This window comes from Brevibacillus borstelensis (assembly GCF_036700025.1).
Lineage (GTDB): Bacteria > Bacillota > Bacilli > Brevibacillales > Brevibacillaceae > Brevibacillus > Brevibacillus borstelensis.
In genome coordinates this window covers 4,133,480-4,150,472 of record NZ_CP144922.1, presented here as the reverse complement: position 1 = coordinate 4,150,472, position 16,993 = coordinate 4,133,480, and the positions used below count along the sequence as shown (strand labels likewise).

The 16,993-nt window shown below is 54.0% G+C and carries 15 protein-coding genes; 12 read left to right on the top strand and 3 right to left on the bottom strand.

All coding sequences use genetic code 11. The features are described 5' to 3' along the window. Positions 1–32 precede the first annotated feature (32 nt). Positions 33–1,661 (top strand): putative polysaccharide biosynthesis protein, encoded by a 1,629-nt coding sequence (locus tag V5G20_RS19970; protein WP_371862570.1) that lies wholly within the window; start codon positions 33–35, stop codon positions 1,659–1,661. A 123-nt stretch (positions 1,662–1,784) separates the two neighbouring features. Here the strand turns inward: V5G20_RS19970 and V5G20_RS19965 are convergent, their stop codons facing one another. From V5G20_RS19965 to csaB, 3 genes are all read right to left on the bottom strand, one after another. Further along, positions 1,785–2,660: an AraC family transcriptional regulator gene (locus V5G20_RS19965; protein WP_338461920.1), complete on the bottom strand. Its 876-nt coding sequence runs from the start codon at positions 2,658–2,660 to the stop codon at positions 1,785–1,787. A gap of 205 nt (positions 2,661–2,865) precedes the next feature. After that, positions 2,866–3,717, bottom strand: coding sequence for a class I SAM-dependent methyltransferase (locus tag V5G20_RS19960; RefSeq protein WP_024984383.1), 852 nt, complete (start codon positions 3,715–3,717; stop codon positions 2,866–2,868). A 71-nt stretch (positions 3,718–3,788) separates the two neighbouring features. Then, positions 3,789–4,889: a polysaccharide pyruvyl transferase CsaB gene (gene csaB / locus V5G20_RS19955; RefSeq protein ID WP_122958126.1), complete on the bottom strand. Its 1,101-nt coding sequence runs from the start codon at positions 4,887–4,889 to the stop codon at positions 3,789–3,791. A 321-nt stretch (positions 4,890–5,210) separates the two neighbouring features. Between csaB and V5G20_RS19950 the strand changes: the two genes are divergently transcribed. The 11 genes from V5G20_RS19950 to uvrC all read left to right on the top strand — a co-directional run bounded on the left by V5G20_RS19950 (position 5,211) and on the right by uvrC (position 16,955). Next, entirely contained in the window at positions 5,211–6,134 is a 924-nt protein-coding gene (locus V5G20_RS19950) for a 50S ribosomal protein L11 methyltransferase (protein WP_003387763.1), read from the top strand. A gap of 103 nt (positions 6,135–6,237) precedes the next feature. Continuing rightward, complete coding sequence (locus tag V5G20_RS19945) at positions 6,238–7,413, top strand: thiolase family protein (RefSeq protein ID WP_024984379.1); 1,176 nt, start codon at positions 6,238–6,240, stop codon at positions 7,411–7,413. 228 nt (positions 7,414–7,641) lie between these two features. Further along, complete coding sequence (locus V5G20_RS19940) at positions 7,642–8,637, top strand: LCP family protein (RefSeq protein WP_003387760.1); 996 nt, start codon at positions 7,642–7,644, stop codon at positions 8,635–8,637. A gap of 215 nt (positions 8,638–8,852) precedes the next feature. Further along, positions 8,853–10,553 (top strand): AMP-binding protein, encoded by a 1,701-nt coding sequence (locus V5G20_RS19935; RefSeq protein ID WP_035989340.1) that lies wholly within the window; start codon positions 8,853–8,855, stop codon positions 10,551–10,553. A gap of 129 nt (positions 10,554–10,682) precedes the next feature. Further along, a complete protein-coding gene (locus tag V5G20_RS19930; RefSeq protein WP_024984375.1) occupies positions 10,683–11,270 on the top strand; it encodes a TetR/AcrR family transcriptional regulator in 588 nt (195 codons plus the stop codon). Positions 11,271–11,386: 116 nt separating this feature from the next. Beyond that, on the top strand, positions 11,387–12,160 hold the full coding sequence (locus V5G20_RS19925; protein ID WP_039069955.1) for an enoyl-CoA hydratase: 774 nt from the start codon (positions 11,387–11,389) through the stop codon (positions 12,158–12,160). 121 nt (positions 12,161–12,281) lie between these two features. After that, positions 12,282–13,049 (top strand): electron transfer flavoprotein subunit beta/FixA family protein, encoded by a 768-nt coding sequence (locus tag V5G20_RS19920; protein ID WP_003387754.1) that lies wholly within the window; start codon positions 12,282–12,284, stop codon positions 13,047–13,049. 19 nt (positions 13,050–13,068) lie between these two features. After that, positions 13,069–14,028, top strand: a complete 960-nt coding sequence (locus V5G20_RS19915; protein WP_031932323.1) for an electron transfer flavoprotein subunit alpha/FixB family protein — start codon at positions 13,069–13,071, stop codon at positions 14,026–14,028. A gap of 217 nt (positions 14,029–14,245) precedes the next feature. Further along, positions 14,246–14,563 (top strand): thioredoxin, encoded by a 318-nt coding sequence (gene trxA / locus V5G20_RS19910; protein ID WP_003387752.1) that lies wholly within the window; start codon positions 14,246–14,248, stop codon positions 14,561–14,563. A 322-nt stretch (positions 14,564–14,885) separates the two neighbouring features. Further along, positions 14,886–15,146, top strand: a complete 261-nt coding sequence (locus V5G20_RS19905; RefSeq protein ID WP_285844057.1) for a DUF2164 domain-containing protein — start codon at positions 14,886–14,888, stop codon at positions 15,144–15,146. A gap of 33 nt (positions 15,147–15,179) precedes the next feature. Beyond that, complete coding sequence (uvrC, locus tag V5G20_RS19900) at positions 15,180–16,955, top strand: excinuclease ABC subunit UvrC (RefSeq protein ID WP_003387750.1); 1,776 nt, start codon at positions 15,180–15,182, stop codon at positions 16,953–16,955. Positions 16,956–16,993: the final 38 nt, after the last annotated feature.

Below are 16,993 nucleotides of genomic sequence, written 5' to 3'. Positions count from 1 at the left end.
CTTTACCACGTTTGTACAAGGAGCTTCCCATGGTGAAAAATAGTTTTCTCGCCGGCGCCTTTATTTTGGCGATGGCGGGGATTTTGTCAAAAGTAATCGGCATGTTTTACCGCATCCCCTTGCAGGAGATCGTGGGAGACAACGGCCTCGGGCTTTATCAGGAGGTTTATCCGCTCTATTTGACCTTCCTGATCTTAGCCACCGCCGGCGTCCCTGTCGCTTTGTCCCGTGTGATCGCCGAAGCGCTGGCCGAGGGAAAGCAGGGGACGGTCAGCCAAATTCTCGCCCGCAGCATGGTGCTGATGGGCGGTATCGGTCTCGTCCTGTTTGCCATTTTGTACGTGAGCTCTCCGCTGATCGCCAGGATGATGGGGAATCCGCATCTGATCGAACCGATACGGGCGATTTCCCTCTCCCTGCTGTTCGTTCCGCTTATTGCGGTTCTTCGCGGGTTCTTTTACGGTCATCAAAAGATGATGTATGTAGGCCTGTCGCAGATCGTGGAGCAGTCGTTGCGGGTGGCGTTTATTTTGATCGCGTCCTTGTATCTGGTCTCCCTGGGGGAAGACACGGATACGGTGATTACCGGCGTCAATTTCGGCACGATGATCAGTACAATGCTCAGTCTTGTTTTTCTGGCGTTGCTTTTGTGGCTGCACAAGCGCAAGCAGCCGGGAACAATCGGCGGCGATTGGAAGCGGCTGGACTGGTGGTATGACCGGAAGTTCTTCCTGTCCATGTGGCGGATCGCCTGGCCGATCTGCATCAGCGCCCTGGTCATTCCGATCTTCAGCCTGGTAGACTCCTTTTTGGCGATCAATATTTTTCGCTACGTCTGGCAGGTAGACGGATTGACGGCTGATACCTGGTTCGGCATTTACAGCCGGGGCGGTCCGCTCCTGCAGCTCGCCAGCCTGTTCGGCTCGTCCATTGCCCTTTCGATTGTTCCTGCCATCGCAGAGGCGAAGCGTCAGGGAGACGAGGAACGCGTGCAAACCTTAACCAAGCTGTCGATGCGCTTCGCCTGGCTGATCGGTTTGCCCGCTGGTCTTGGGCTGACTGCGGTTGCCGAAGGCGCCAATCTCGCTCTGTACGGAGATGTGGAAGGGACGAAGGCGATGGCGATTCTCGGGGTCAGTGCGATCCCGCTCTCGCTCCTATTGGCGACCAATGGCATCCTGCAAGGCTTGGGCAAAGAAAAGCTGCCCGCGCTGAACCTCGTCTGGGGTGTGCTGATCAAAATCGCCGCGACGCTGTTGTTTACATCAATCATGGGAATGGAAGGCCTGTCCGTTTCCTGGCTGGTGGCTACGTCGATTGTGTGCCTGCTGAATATGCGGATCATCGCCCGCTACGTTCGGGTGGAGATCAACTGGAAGATCGATGCGCTGTACCCGCTCTTGGTGTCCAATCTGATGCTGCTTTTGGCTTGGGGGACGACAGAGGCTGTCGGGTATTTGCTTCACTGGAAAGCGCGTCTTCTGGGGGCAGCAGAGACCGTGGCTGGTGTCGGCGTCGGGCTGATCGTCTACCTCGGACTTTTGCTCATTATTCCGCTCATTCACGAGAAGGAACTGGAATGGCTGCCGGGCGGCAACAAGCTCCGCATGCTGATGAACGCTCTGCGCAAGAAACAGTCCTCTTCTTCAGATGCGCGGTAGTCAAAAAGAAGGCTCTTATCCTCACGGGATAAGAGCCTTTGTTGGTACAATGAGTTTCGTTTTCACGAACACATGAGGGGCCAGCACTGTTTTCCTGTCTTTTAACCATTTCAGGCCGCAGACTCAGCGATCCTTTTTGACGACCGGAATCCAGATTTCGCTTTTAAACGTGGGAGAGGCAATGTCCTTATTTTCATTCCACAGCATTTCCGGGCCTTCCGCGAGTTCATAGCTTGCGGACGGAAACCATTCGGAATAAATGCGGCCCCAGATGCTTTGGAGGGTGTCTGGAAACGGTCCGACAGACTCGAAGACAGCCCATGTGGATGCCGGTACCTCAAGCTGAGCCAGGTCATCGGGGCCATCCAGCGTCGTTGCCGCGCCGATGTAATGATCGAGCTCCCCGTGTTCCCGCCGCCCTTCGGAAAAATTCGTCGATGCGCTGATCAGGCCCTTTGGCTCGACAGTTGAAAGCTGCTTCAATAGCTGGATCTTGCTTTCATCCAGAGCTTCCCACATGGAGGCAATTTCCGGATTCACCCCGTTGTAAATCAAGGGAACCCTTTTCTTGTACCCGACGATACGAAATGCCTCTTTTTCCACGATGCGATAATTCATACTGCTTCCTCCTTTGATTGAAATATGAAAGGTCATCGGAGGATACGCTTTGAGCGAATGGCCGCTGTTTCTCGCTTCTGACGGCGTTACGCCATGCAAGCTTTGAAAGGCTCTGGTAAACGAGTCAGGCGAGCTGTACCCGTATTTGATCGCCACATCGATGATCCTGACGTTTTTGTCTGTGAGCTCAAAAGCTGCCAAGGTAAGGCGCCGGCGTCGAATATATTCCGACAGTGTAACGCCCGCGATAAAAGCAAACATCCTCGTAAAATGGTACCGGGAGCAGCAGGCCAGCCGGGCGACTTCAGCGAAATCAATATCCTCCGTCAGATTTTCCTCAATATAACGAAGGGCAGCATTCATTTTATCAAGCCAATCCATCTTTCATGACCTCCCATGGCTTAGAGGATAGCAAAAGCCGCCGGAACCCATCCGACAATTCGTGCACAAGTTTGCAGGGGGCGAGACTAATAGGGTCAAGATGACAAACGCAAAGCCCCGTCTTATAAAAAAAGCACGCGAGAATATATCTCGCGTGTACGGGGGGAAATCCCTGCTTTTTCCACAATGTTGCCCAGCGCGGGACCTATCCCTGCTTTCTGTACACACAGACGACCATCTTGACGAAAAACTCCCGGAAAAGCGGCAGTTTCGCCAGACCCGCGGTCACTTCCCGCAGCGGTACTTCGCGCTGGTAGACAGCAGGGTGGGAGACGCCTTGCTGGATTCGCCGGAAGCGCTTGATCGTCATCTGATTGATGTAGGCGATCGTATCGCTGCCATCCGGCTTTTTGCCAAAGCGGAAAGAGATCCGGTCTTGTCCGTCCGGCAAATCGCGGACCAGCTTCTTGTATGCGTCGATCAGCGCTTGCTCGGAGAAAAAGGCATGGACCCAGGGAATGCCGATCGCATCGGACAAATGGGCACCGTAGGGATGATAGTAAGGAGGAAAATTGATGTACAGATGGCCGCCGGGCTTGAGTACGCGGAAGCACTCTTCCAGCGTGAGCTCGGGCCGGTCTACGTGCTCCATCGCATCGTTCATGATAATCGTGTCAAAGGTATTGTCTGCAAAAGGCAGCTCGGCGGAGTCGGCTGTCATGAAGCGTACGCGGTCATCCAGCCCTTTTTCGCGGGCAAAGGCATTGCCTTCTTCCGCGTAGTGGGGCACGATGTCGATACCGATCATTTCTTTTGGTCCAAAGGTACCGTAATAGCAGGTCTTTCCGCCACCGCCGCAGCCGATGTCCAGTACGGTTTTATCGCGGAACATCTGGTCCTGGGTATGGTAGTCGAGAAAAAATTGGATCGTCTGCTCCCCTTTTTGAAACTGCCATTCGGTGTAGCTCATCTGCCCGTCATTGGCGAGATTGAACGGATGGACGGGAAGAGGAAATAATTTATTTAGTGAAAGCAACAGCTGAGAGGATAGGGACACGGAAAGTCCTCCTTTCGTGCATTCGGAAAAGAGCCCCGCAAAGACTGAACGTCCCGGCAGGGCCCGAATATTTATGAACGTCGCAAAGCTTTGAGCACCAGCTCGCTGCTTTTGGAAGCTTCCTGGGCGAGTATCCGGGAATGCTCTTTGATGATTTCCCTTTCCCGGTCGAGCTGCGAAATGCGCTCCTCCAGCAGGGGCAGCAGGAAGGATTCATCCAGCTGGGTAATGTGTCCGGCGCTCGGCATGCCTGCGCGTTCCACAAATCGGTCGATTTTCGGGTCGTAGGAAATACCGGTAAACGGCGTTTGCAGCATGCAGGCCAGAATCAACGAGTGCAGGCGCATGCCGACGACATAGTCACACTGTTTCAGCACGGACATGATATCGTGAAAGGTGACAGACGCGTCCAGAAGCTGTGCGCCAGCGCTACGCATCATCCCGATAATTTCGCGCGAAGGGGCGAGATCACTGGGAAAATGCATGGGCAAAAACAGCACGTTCCATCCTTTTTCAACGAACATGTCGGAAGCGCGGGCGATGACCTGTTTAAAGGCTTGCTCCTGCTTCCAGTCACGAACCGAGATCGCGACCAGCGGCTTTGTCAGATCGGGAAATAAACCGCGAAGCAGCTCTTGCCCCCGCTCGTCGGATACATCGCTTGGCGAGATTGTCATAGCTGGATCGGCCGTTACATATATCGGAGCTTTTGTCACCCCGCAGGCTTTGAAGTCGTCGCCCGACTCGTAGTCGCGAACCGTAATTACGTCGACGCGATTCACGACCCGTTTGATCAGGGTGCGGCTGATTCTCTTGAGGATCGGGCCAAACCCCTGGGCGTAAAAAACGACCGGCTTGCCCAGCATCTTGGCGATCGTCACGATGCCCAGATAGTAGAGAACGCTGCGGGGACTCGTGACGTCCTGCATCAGGGTTCCGCCACCCATCACCAGCATGTCGCTTTTCATCAACTCGCGCATGATGACAGGCAGGCTCCAGCGGTTGTACGCCGGGATACCAAACAGGGAGGTTGTCCGATCCGGCTGATTGGACAACACGGCCAGCGATATATTCGGTTGTTCCCGCCTGAGCGCGCTGATGATGCCGTACAGGACTACATCGTCTCCGGCATTGTTGAAACCGTAATACCCGGAGATGAGTATACGCGACATGGTGTGAACCTTCTTTCTATATCAAACGTACAGGAAAAACACATTCTCAAGTATAATCGAGTAAACAAGGGGAAGTAAAGCGGCCTTAGAACATATACAGAAAACCCATCGCAAACAGGCCGATCCCCAGGATAATCAAGCCTATCATCAAGACAAGCATCGTTTTGTTTTTCCGACGGCGGTAGAAAAATTCATCAAACATCTGAATACCTCCAGAGTGGATATGAGTCCATTATTGTATCATATCATTAAACTACCGTTTCTGGCTATTTGAAGAAGACAAGCGAAGCTGAAAAACGAGGAAGGAGCAAGCTTGAAAAAATGGAATCGACATGGCATAAGTACACCCTATTGGTAGACAGAGAAATGGAAGATTTGTTTGTGGGGGAGGTTTTGGAAAGTCCGTATACGCTTGGATGGGTTGAGCCGCAAATCGAGGTCTTGACCACGGAAAACGGGTATGATTACGCGGAAAACACCAATGGCCCGGTCATCGTCTATTTATTTGAACCGATTCAAGAGAGCGCGGCCGGACAAGTGGAGAAGCTCCAAGCCTATATCAGCCGTTGGGGAGAGGCCGTGCGACTTCAGCAGGTCGAACAGGTAGCCGAAGAAAACGATTCGTGGAAGGATGAATTCCGCGAGGTGCGCGTGGGAGACTGGTGGATTGCGCCGTCCTGGAATACGGCTGAAGAGGTGCTAAAAGCGGATCGCGTCCTTTGGATCGATCCGGGGGCAGCTTTTGGAACAGGCTATCACGGGACGACACAGGATATTTTGAGATTGCTGCAAAAATGGTCCCCGTCCGGCAAACGGGTACTGGACATCGGAGCAGGCTCGGGCATCCTTTCCCTTTTCTGTGTGAAAAACGGAGCCGAAATGCCGGTCTGGGCGGTGGATATCAACCAGCAGAGCGATTATCAGATTCGCGTCAACGCAGCAAACAATCAGCTTGGAGAACACGCCGTGAAAATCGTGATCGGTGATATCGCAGACCCTGGAGTAGAGGCGGAGCTGCCGGAAGAGGTAGATCTCATTTTGCTCAATATCGGCGGGGACGAGGACGTTTCCATCCTTCCTGTAGTGGACAGGCATCTCGCGCCTCGAGGGCATGTGATCCTCTCCGGGATCGTAGTATGGAACAGGGAAAAGGTCATTGCCGCCTATGAGCAGGCGGGCTATCGATGCATGGAAGAGTCGACCAGCGACGAGTGGGTGACTGTGATGATGGAGAAAATCGGTTAACAAACCGCCTGCGGCAAATATTCGTTCACGCTTGTAACAGGTCTGTGTCAAAATGGAGAAAGAAGGCCAGATCAACCGCAGTTGGCGGAGGAGGAGATGTCGGATGGATCAAGTAGTCATTGTGGCTGCCGGGCGTACACCTATCGGTACGTTTGGCGGTGCGCTGAAAGATGTAAGCGCTCGCAAGTTGGCGGAGACAGCCGTCAGAGGTGTCATCGACAAGGCAAGCATCGACCCGGCACTGATCAATGAAGTCATTTTCGGCAATTGTATCCAGCGCTCGGATGAGGCCAACATCGCCCGCGTGGCAGCCCTGGATGCCGGATTGGGAAAAGAAGTGACCGGATTTACGGTACAGCGCCAATGTGCGTCCGGGATGCAGGCAATCGCCAGTGGAGTGTCTCAAATCATGCTTGGCGAGGCGGAGGTCGTCATCGCAGGCGGAGTGGAGAGCATGAGCAACGCCCCGTATGTGCTGAAAAACGCCCGTTGGGGCAAGCGGCTGACACACGGAGAGATGACCGACTCCATGTGGGAGCTCCTGACCGACCCGCATCATGGCGTTTTAATGGGTGAAACAGTCGAGCGCCTGGTAGACCTTTACGGCATCACCCGGGAAGAGCAGGACGAAATCGCTCTGAGGAGCCAGCAGAACGCCATCCGCGCCATCGACGGGGGACTTTTTCAGGAGGAGATCATCCCTGTCCCGGTAAAAAAACGCGGGGAAACCGTACTCGTGGATACCGATGAGCATCCGAGACGAGAGGTGACGAGAGAAGGTCTGGCCAAGCTAAAGCCGAGCTTCCGTGAGAATGGTACGGTGACAGCGGGGAATGCATCAGGATTGAATGACGGTGCGTCCGCCGTGATCCTGATGAGTGAGCGCAGGGCAAGCGAAGCCGGACTTGCACCGCTCGGCCGCATCGTTTCCTATGCATGGGCCGGGGTGGAGCCGGATCTGATGGGTTATGGCCCTGTGCCAGCCGTCAAAAAAGCATTGGCGAAGGCAGGACTGACTCTGGCTGATATCGAGCTGATCGAGGTGAACGAAGCGTTTGCAGCACAGTATCTGGCAGTGGAAAAGCTGTTGGAGCTGCCGCGTACGATCACCAACGTAAACGGTAGCGGCATTTCCCTCGGTCATCCGGTCGGCTCCACAGGCTGCCGAATCGTTGTCACCCTCCTCCACGAGATGAAGCGCCGAGGGTCCAGGTACGGATTGGCTACCCTTTGCGTCGGTGGCGGCATGGGCATGGCGATGATTGTGGAAAGGCCATAAAAACAAGCGATTGCAGGTTTAAAAAACGAATCCCCTGTTAAAAATGGAAAGCAAGACCCCATCCAAGCACCGCGAAGATGGGGTTTTTTCGTACACGACAGCCTGCTGGAGCCATGAACGGCCCAGTTTGCCATTTGCGTCGTTTGCAGCGGCTTTTGCCGCAACGCAATTTCCATCTGCCAATACGCGTCTGTCGACCGTTCGGGATACGTCAAAGGGGGTTCGCACATGATCACTTTCTTTTCCTTCATCCGCAAGCACGGGAAGAAGCTTCTCCGCTACACGGTGTTCAGCCTGGCAGTTTTTCTGATCGCTTCCGTCGGATACAGCGCTTATCAGTTCAAGCAAATGACCAGAGGGTGGTATGCGCCGCTGGACACAAAACCGGGAGTAACCGTCGAACGGCCTGCTTCCGCTGTTGCCCCGCTTGAATTGCTAGCCGGGACGAAGCCGCTGAAGCCATTTGTCCTGCTCGTGATGGGGATCGACAGCCGGGACGGTGAACGGGCAAGGTCGGACACGATGATGCTGGCTGCGATTCACCCTGAAAAGCAGCGGGTCTATTTATTGTCGATCCCGCGAGACAGCTACACGGAGCTGCCGGGAAAAGGCTACGACAAGCTGAACCATGCCATGGCGTACGGAGGCCCCAAGCTGGTCGTGCAATCTTTGGAAAAGTTTCTCGACGTCAAGATCGACCGCTACGTGACCATTGACTTTGACGGCTTTCGAAAAGTGGTGGATGAGCTGGGCGGCGTGCCGATCCAGGTGAAAAAGCGAATGAAGTATACCGACCCAAGCGATGATACCCATATCGACCTTATGCCCGGCCTGCAAACGTTAAACGGCGATCAGGCGCTGGATTACGCCCGCTACCGCAAAAACGATCTGGGCAAAGAGGACAGCGACTACGAACGCATCGCCAGGCAGCAGGAGATCGTTCAGGCATTGGCGGAAAAGGGTACGTCCGCAGAAGCGTTTGCCAAGGCATTTACCCTGATGGAAATACTCGGCGAGCATGTGAAAACCGATTTGACGGAGAAAGAGATTGCTTCCCTGCTGCTCTCATACAGCGACCCGACGCCAAACGCAATCCAATCGGATACGCTGACCGGCTCCGATGAGCGGATCTGGCACAACGGCGTGCTGGGCTGGTACCACCTCGTTCCCAAGCAGGAACGGCAGCGGGTCAAACAAGCAATCCTCTCCGGGCTCGCTCCCTGACCACTGCCTAGAAGGGCGCCTGTAAAATGGAGAGAGGAGATGTATCTGATCAGTACAGAGGATACATCTCTTGTTATTTTTTCCGAGAATATGGTTGCGTTCTGTAAATTTTGTTGGAAAATTACTTATCTTTGGAATAGAATGGAGGTGGAAGAGGTTATGAATGTGGATCGTACGGGAGAGGTAAGGTCAATATGGGACTGGAGGGAATGCCCATGTCTATTGCCAAGCCTTGGATTGCTAGTTACCCGCCCGAAACCGCACCGTCACTGGAATACCCCCGTGTTCCGCTGACGTATTTTCTGGAGCAGGCGGCAGCAGATTTTCCCGAGAGAAATGCCCTTTTTTTTATGGGGAAACGGATTGCCTACCGTGAGCTGTTGACGATGTCCTACCAGTTCGCCAACGCTTTGATCAAGCGAGGCGTCAAAAAAGGAGACAGGGTGGCCATCATGCTTCCCAATTGCCCGCAGGCCGTAATTTCCTATTACGGAGCCTTATTCGCGGGGGCCACTGTCGTCATGACCAACCCGCTGTACACCGAGCGGGAGCTGATTCACCAGCTGCATGATTCAGGTGCCGAGACGATCATTGCATTGGACCTGTTGTACAAGCGCGTCGCCGGCGTAAGACCTTCCACGCCTTTAAAACGTCTGATTATTACGAGTATTGGCGACTTTTTGCCGACAGTGAAAAGATGGATATACCCATTCGTACAGAAAAAACAAGGCCACAATCCGCAAATCACCTATGGAAGCGATGTTGAGGCTTTTCTTTCTGTGTTGAAAGAAAGCGCTGTCACGCCTGTCTCTCCTGATATCGACCCGGAGCATGATCTGGCTTTGCTGCAGTACACCGGGGGAACGACAGGAGTAGCCAAAGGCGTCATGCTGACCCACAAAAATTTGATCGCCAACACGATTCAGTGCCAAGCTGTTCTGTATAAAACCAAGCGGGGAACGGAACGCATTCTGGGAGCGCTTCCCCTGTTTCACGTGTACGGGATGACAACCGTGATGAATCAAGGAATTTCAATCGCGGCAGAACTGATTCTCGTGCCGAAATTCAACGTCAAGGAGATCCTGAGCCTGATCGACAAGAAGAAGCCGACCCTTTTCCCCGGCGCCCCGACGATGTATATCGGCTTGATCAATCACCCGGATTTGCCCAAATACGATTTGAAGTCGATCGAGGCATGCGTCAGCGGCTCCGCGGCTTTGCCGGTGGAGGTGCAGACCCGGTTCGAAGAGCTGACCGGAGGAAAGCTGGTGGAAGGCTACGGATTGACAGAGGCGTCCCCTGTCACGCATTCCAATCCGATCTGGGGAAAAAGGAGGAACGGCAGCATCGGTTTGCCGTGGCCGGACACGGACTGTCGAATTATCGACCCTGCTACGGGAGAGGAGCTGCCGCAGGGAGAGATTGGCGAGCTGGCCGTCAAAGGACCGCAAGTCATGACAGGCTATTGGAACAGACCGGAGGAAACAGCGGCTGTCCTGCGCGACGGCTGGCTGTTGACGGGCGATATGGCCTATATGGACGAGGATGGGTATTTTTATATCGTCGATCGAAAAAAAGACATGATCATCGCGGGAGGATTCAACATTTATCCTCGCGAGGTGGAGGAAGTTTTGTTTGAGCACCCGGCGATACAGGAAGCGGCCGTCATCGGAGTGCCTGATCCTTACCGCGGGGAAACGGTGAAGGCTTTTGTCGTATTCAAAGAAGGACAGCAGGTTGCCGAAAGCGAGCTGGAACAGTACTGTCGCCAGCGCTTGGCTGCCTACAAAATACCCAGGCAATACGAGGTGCGTTCCGAACTGCCAAAAACGATCGTCGGCAAGGTTCTCCGCCGTCAACTCCAGGAGGAGGACAAAGCTCGGCGAGAGCAGCATGAACAGGAAAAAACAAGCTGACAGATTGGCGGTCTTCCGTGGAGGAAGGCCATTTCTTTTGGATTGACAGAATAGGGGAACTGTCATACACTAAATATGAATGAATAGTCATTCAGTTGCAATGACTTGTCTATCAATGTGGAGGGAATCATGGCGAAAAAAACGGGGGAAAAGTATCAAGCCATCATTGATGCGGCTGTTCGCGTCATCGCTCGGCAGGGCTATCACAACGCCCAGGTATCCAGAATTGCAAAAGAGGCGAAGGTAGCGGACGGAACGATCTACCTCTACTTTGAGAACAAGGATGACATCCTCATCTCGCTCTTCAACGAGAAGATGGGAGCATTTATCGAGGAAGGCCGAGGACGCCTGGCACAGGCAGAATCCATCGAACAAAAATTGTACATCCTTGTTCACACTCATCTGAGCCAATTATCGCGCGACCAGGAGCTGGCAAAAGTGACGCAGATCGAATTGCGTCAATCCAATCAGGAAATCAGCGAGGGCATCGGTGCGGTCATGAAGCAGTATTTCGACCTGATCGAAGAGTTGATCAGAGAAGGAATCGAAAAGGGTGTATTCCGTTCCGACCTCGATGTCCGGTTGGCTCGAAAAATGATTTTTGGCACGCTGGATGAAGTGACGACGTCCTGGGTCATGAAACAATGCAAGTACGACCTGCTTTCTCATGTCGATCCCATTCATAACCTCTTCCAATTTGGCTTGAAGGGCAAATGAGAAAGAAAACGCTTTTGTTGAGACAGTCCGTTTGTTACAATGGGAATAGCAAGACTGAGCGTTCGCTCAGATAGCAGCGCCCTTCATTTTTGGGAAAAGGAAGAGGGGGAGAGAGGATGTATTCTCATTGGAATGTCCATAAGGAAGACCGGATCGCGGTCGTTTCCGTGAACCGCCCGCCGGCCAACGCTCTCAGCCACGAGACGTTGAAGGAATTGGCAGCGCTCCTGGATGAACTGGAAAATGACGCGCTCGTAAAGGCGATTGTCGTTACCGGGGAAGGCCGCTTCTTTATCGCCGGCGCTGACATTAAAGAGTTTACCGAGCTTTCGCCGGCAGATGCGGAAGAAATGGCGAAGCGCGGCCAGAAGCTGTTTGACCGTCTGGAGAGCTTTCCCAAGCCGATTATAGCGGCCATCAACGGAGCCTGCCTCGGCGGCGGCCTCGAACTGGCCATGGCTTGCCACATCAGACTGGCTGCTCCGGAAGCGAAGCTGGGTCTGCCGGAGCTGAACCTCGGACTCATCCCGGGCTACGGCGGCACGCAAAGACTGCCCCGGCTGGTGGGACGAGGAAAAGCGACACAGATGATCCTCACCTCGGAGATGATCGGCGGCGAAGAAGCGCTGCGGATCGGACTGGTGGAGGCTGTGTACCCGCTCGATGAACTGCTCGCAAAAGCAAAGGAACTGGCTGCGGTCATCGCCCAAAAGAGCTCCGTCACGATGAAGCTCGCTTTGAACGCGATTCATACAGGAATGACAGACGGTCCCGTTGCCGGTATCGAACAGGAGGCAAAGCTGTTTGGCCAAGCATTCGGGACAGAGGACATAAAAGAAGGAGTTGCCGCTTTTCTGGAAAAGCGAAAGCCGCAATTCGCCGATCGCTAGAACCTACATGGAAGGCACGGTAAAGGGATTCGTTGCCCAGCGTTTCCGGGGGGGCACCAGGATGCAGCTCGCCGCAGCAGCATACGTGAGGCAGCAGCGTCACTATGAGGGAGGTATTCTTGTGAATATTCTGGTTGTCATGAAGCAAACGTTTGATACCGAGGAAAAAATCGTGATTCAAGACGGCAAAATCCAGGATGACGGCGTGGAGTTTATCATCAATCCATACGATGAATACGCCATTGAAGAAGCGATCAAGCTGAAGGAAGAGCACGGGGGCGAAGTGACCGTCGTCTCGGTAGGTCCGGATCGCGTGGAAAAAGAACTCCGTACCGCATTGGCAATGGGAGCGGACAAAGCCATTCTGGTGGATGACGAGTCGCTGTTCGGCGACGAGTATACGACGGCGAAGGTATTGGCCGCGGTAGCTCGCAAAACCGGCTACGACCTGATCCTGGGCGGACAAATGGCGGTCGACTCGGGAGCCGGACAAGGCGGTCCACGCCTTGCGGAGGAGCTGGGCATCAACCATGTGTCCACAGCGGTCAAGCTGGAGATCAACGGCAGCTCCGTTCGCGTGGAGCGCGACGTCGAAGGGGATACGGAAGTGGTGGAGACGAGCCTCCCAGTTCTGATCACGGCACAGCAAGGGCTGAACGAGCCTCGCTATCCTTCTCTCCCAGGCATCATGAAGGCCAAGAAAAAGCCTTTGGAGCGCCTGACTGCTGACGATCTTGGCCTTTCTGCCGCAGATGTTGCGCCGAAGACACAGGTTGTCGATCAGACACTGCCGCCGAAGAAGGAAGCAGGCCGCATCCTTGCCGGCGAAATCCCGGCACAAGTGTCCGAATTGGTGCAATTGCTGCGAAATGAAGCAAAAGTAATCTAAGCGAGAGGGAGAGATTCTGATGAAAAAAGTACTGGTAGTAGCAGAAGTACGTGACGGACAATTGCGCAATGTCTCTCTGGAAGCACTCGCCGCAGCAGGGATACTTGCAGAGGGAGGAGAAGTGGTCGCTGCACTGTTCGGGCCGAATACGGCTTCACATGCCGAAGCTCTCGGACACCATGGAGCGGGCACGGTCTATGTGGTTGATCACGCCGATCTGGCACAATACACATCAGATGCTTACAGCCAGGCGCTGAAGCAGTTGATCGAGTTTGTCGGTCCTGACGCAGTCGTCCTCGGACATACGGCGATCGGCCGTGACGTGGCTCCTCGCGTTTCTGCACGCCTTGGATGGGGACTGGTTTCGGATGTTACCGCGCTCGAAGCGGGTCCAGTTTTCGTCAGGCCGATTTACGCAGGGAAGGCGTTTCAAAAGCGCCGTTTTGAAGACGGAAAAATCATGGTTACGATCCGTCCGAACAACATCGCCGCAGGTACTGCCGACACAGGCAAAACCGCGACGGTCGTGCCATTTGAAGTCGAGATCAAAGACCTTCGTTCCATCGTGCGCGAAGTCGTTCGCAAAACGAGCGGAAAGGTCGACCTTTCAGAAGCGAAGATCATCGTCTCCGGCGGCCGCGGCGTAAAGAGCGCGGATGGCTTCCAGCCGCTCAATGAGCTGGCTGACGTGCTGGGAGCGGCGGTAGGAGCGTCCCGCGGGGCCTGCGATGCCGACTATTGCGATTACTCCATGCAGATCGGCCAGACCGGAAAAGTGGTGACGCCGGACCTGTACATCGCCTGCGGCATTTCCGGTGCGATTCAGCATTTGGCGGGAATGTCCAATTCCAAAGTCATTGTCGCGATCAACAAAGATCCGGAAGCGCCAATTTTCCAAGTAGCTGATTACGGTATCGTGGGAGACCTGTTTGAGGTCGTTCCGCTGCTGACTGCAGAATTTAAAAAGGTTTTGGTGTAACCCTTGGCTTACGAACATCTGCAGCCTTGCTTCCTCTGAAGCGAGGCTGTTTTTTGCGGAGGCAGCCCAAGAAGGCGATAGGGAACGGGCGCTTCGGACAAACTATACTTTGACATGTCAGAAAGTGTCGCCGCACGTAGTCTTTTTTTACGGGGGATGGTATACTGAGTGGCGTGTGGAACCTTTTTCCGTACCGAATTTAAGGAGGTAATATTCCATGGCTATCGTTAATGCAACCGATCAGACCTTTTCCCAGGAAGTAGAGCAAGGCGGAACTGTCCTGGTTGACTTCTGGGCTCCTTGGTGCGGCCCTTGCAAAATGATCGCACCTGTATTGGAGCAAATCGACAGCGAAGTAGGCAGCAAGCTCAAAATCGTGAAAGTAAACGTCGATGACAATCCGGAGTCTGCAGGCCGTTTTGGCGTCATGTCCATCCCTACCCTGATCGTATTCAAAGACGGTCAACCGGTAGATAAAGTGATCGGTTTCCAACCGAAGGAAGCCCTCATGGGAACTGTCGGCAAACACCTGTAAGCCTTGCAATACGGTCTATAAAAAGCAGCATTCGCCAATGGCGGGTGCTGCTTTTTTCGGCTTGGCCAAGGATGGATACGGTGCTTTTTCAAACGGATGGGGAGAGATTCCGTCGAGTTTTCACTGAAAACATGGTAACATGGAAGGACAACGTATGTTCCCTCAATCTGCTTTTTTCAGATGTGTGCGGGGGAATTCGGTGCGCATTTCAAATTTGAGCCAGTCACCTCGATGTACCGAGATTGCCATACATGGTTTTCCTGCAAAATCTTTTATGAAAGAAACGTGTGACAAATGAGCGGGAGGAGGAACTCAGGTGAAAATGACAAAGTTTCCACGTGAACAGAGAGAGCATGTGATCAACCAGGTTCAGTTGTATTTTCAGGATGAGCGGGGAGAAGAGCTGGGGCGTCTGGCCGCAGAGCAGATGCTTGATTTTTTTGTGAAAACCCTGGGTCCTGTCGTTTACAATCAGGCGGTTGAGGATTGCCGCAAGCTGATGCTGGAGCGGATGAGCGCTCTGGAGGATGATTTTTATACACTGGAACAACCGCTTGCCCAGCACCGCAGAAGCGGTCTATGAGAGTAGAGAGTACATGAAAGGGAGGGAGCAGCCGTGAACAGCTCCTTGAAAGACAAGCTGGCAGTCCTGCCGGATAAGCCGGGCTGCTACCTGATGAAGAACGAAGAGGGCGAAATTATTTACGTGGGCAAGGCCAAAGTGCTGAAAAACCGCGTTCGCTCCTATTTTACCGGAAGCCATGACGGCAAGACGCAGCTGTTGGTCAGCGAGATTGCCGATTTTGAATACATCGTCGTCTCTTCAGCGATCGAAGCGCTCATCCTGGAGTGCAATCTGATCAAAAAGCACAATCCGCGCTACAATGTCAAACTGATGGACGACAAGACGTACCCCTACATCAAGATCACCAACGAAGCGCAGCCGCGGCTGGAGATTACCCGCAAAGTGCTGAAGGACAAGGCACGTTACTTCGGTCCGTACGCGAACGCGGGCGCGGCTTCCGAGGTGAAAAAGCTGCTGGATCGACTCTACCCGCTGCGCAAGTGCAAAACGATGCCGAAGCAGGTCTGTCTCTACTACCATTTGGGACAATGTCTGGCGCCTTGTGTGTACGAGGTAGAGGCGGCGGAGAATCAGCGGCTGGTCGAGGAGATTGCCCGTTTTCTCGACGGCGGCCACGAGGAAATGAAAAAGCAGTTGACGGAGAAAATGCAGCAGGCGGCGGAGAATATGGAGTTTGAACGGGCCAAGGAGTACCGTGACCAGATCCGCAGCATCGAGGCGGTCATGGAGAAGCAAAAGGTGACCTTCACCGATACGGTCGACCGCGACATCATCGGATTTTCTGTAGAGAAAGGCTGGATGTGCGTCCAGGTTTTCTATATGAGGCAAGGCAAAATGATTGAGCGGGATACGACCTCTTTTCCTTACTACGGCGGCGAAAAAGAGGATTTCATGTCCTACGTCAGCCAGTTTTACTTTGACAAGCAGAATGCCCTCCCCCGGGAAATCCTGCTGCCGGAGGAAAGCGATCCGGAGCTGCTCGCCGAGTGGCTGGGCGTGAAGGTGCATGCGCCGAAGCGCGGCAAAAAGCGGGAGCTGGTGCAGATGGCCAGCGAGAATGCCCGCATCGCCCTGCAGGAGAAATTTGCGCTCATGTCCAAGGACGATGCCCGGACGATTCAGGCTGTGCACAATCTGGGCCATATTCTCGGGATCGGAACCCCGCACCGGATCGAAGCGTTTGACAACTCCAACATTCAGGGGACAGAGCCGGTCTCTGCGATGGTCGTGTTTACGGATGGACGCCCGGACAAAAAAGAGTACCGGAAATTCAAGATCAAAAGCGTCGAGGGGCCGGATGACTACGGCTCGATGCGCGAGGTAGTCCGGCGCCGGTACACGCGCCTGCTGAAGGAAAACCAGACGCTGCCCGACCTGATCGTAATTGACGGAGGCAAAGGACAGATCAGCGCTGCGATGGATGTGCTGGAAAATGAATTGGGGCTCTACATCCCGGTATGCGGTCTGGCCAAGGATGAAAAGCACAAGACTGCCCAGCTCCTCTACGGGAATCCGCCCGAGCCGGTCGAGCTGAAGCGGGACAGCTATGAGTTTTACCTGCTCCAGCGCGTGCAGGATGAGGTCCACCGATTTGCGATTACGTTTCACCGGCAGGCCCGGACAAAGACGATGCTCTCTTCCCAGTTGGACGACATTCCCGGCATCGGCGAAAAACGGCGCAAGCTTCTGTTCCAGCATTTTGGTTCGCTGAAAAAGATGAAAGAGGCGACTGTCGAGGATTTCAGGCAGCTCGGGATTGGCGACAAGCTGGCCCGGGAGATTATCGCCCATCTCAGGAAGATGTGAGCTGAGAAATTGTTCAAAATAATATTTGAACCGTTGCC